Genomic DNA, 1,203 nt, shown 5'->3' with positions numbered 1-1,203 from the left:
AAATGGCCTAAGATTGCTGGTTTCCGAAGGCTGGTTTCGATTATTATAGGCAGCCTTTGATCATCCCCCTGAGTTGAGAAGCAGCAGCATAAGAACTGGCTTGTAATTCCATCAGGAAGTGGCCATTCATGCGGGCTTCCTGATGCTCATTATTCAAGCTGATCCAGGCTGTAGCTCCTCATAGCTGTTAATTGGCCCGAGGACAGACCAGAACATGCTGATACTGCGTGGCGCCCCTGCACTTTCCCAGTTCCGCAATCATAAGCTGCTTGCCCAGCTGCAGAGTAGAGTGCCAGAGATCTCCTGTGTTGTTGCTGAATTCCAGCATTACATCAAAATCCAGCCGTCCTGTGAAACAGGGCTGAGTGAAAGGCAGGCTGATATTCTGGCCAGACTGTTGACTTATGGCCCAAAGATTCAACAGGCAGAGCCGGACAACTTTGCCTCTCAGGCAGAATTTCTGGTGGTTCCCCGTCCGGGTACGATTTCTCCCTGGTCCAGTAAGGCATCCGATATTGCCCACAATTGTGGCCTCGGTATGATCCAGCGAATCGAGCGAGGCGTTAGGTTTGTGGTGTTTGCCGATACCCGCCTGTCGGGAGACCAGGAAGCCCTGATTGCTGATTTGCTGCATGACCGGATGACCCAGGCTGTCTTCCGTGATGAGCGTGAAATTCCCACACTGTTTGCTGTGTCCGAGCCTGCCCCATTGACCACTGTGTCCGTGCTGGAGGGCGGCAGGGAGGCATTGGTTGTGGCAAATCAGTCCCTCGGCCTGGCCCTGGCTGAGGATGAAATCGACTATCTGGTAGCCAGCTATCAAAAGCTTGAACGGGATCCTACGGATGTTGAGTTGATGATGTTTGCCCAGGCGAACTCAGAACACTGTCGGCATAAAATTTTTAATGCGTCCTGGAGTATTGATGGTGAAGAGCAGGATCTTTCCCTGTTCAAAATGATCCGAAATACCCACGCCATGCACAGTGAAGGGGTGCTATCGGCCTATAAAGACAATGCTTCGGTCATTGAAGGTTTCCACTCAAAGCGGTTTTACCCGGAACCTGAGAGTCGTGAATATGGTTTCAATGAGGAAGACATTCATATCCTGATGAAGGTAGAAACCCACAACCACCCAACGGCCATTGCCCCGTGGGCAGGAGCAGCAACTGGTTCTGGTGGGGAAATTCGCGATGAGGGTGCCAC

The 1,203-nt window shown here is 51.8% G+C and carries 1 pseudogene; it reads left to right on the top strand.

Features of this window, described 5'->3' with window-relative positions:
- Nucleotides 1–214: 214 nt before the first annotated feature.
- A pseudogene (locus KDK13_RS18075) lies at nucleotides 215–1,203 on the top strand (phosphoribosylformylglycinamidine synthase); the annotation flags it as partial.

The sequence above is a fragment of the Endozoicomonas sp. SESOKO1 genome, from assembly GCF_024606265.1.
Lineage (GTDB): Bacteria > Pseudomonadota > Gammaproteobacteria > Pseudomonadales > Endozoicomonadaceae > Endozoicomonas.
The sequence above is the reverse complement of the archived record's forward strand: the minus strand, read 5'-3'. Positions and strand labels throughout refer to the sequence as shown.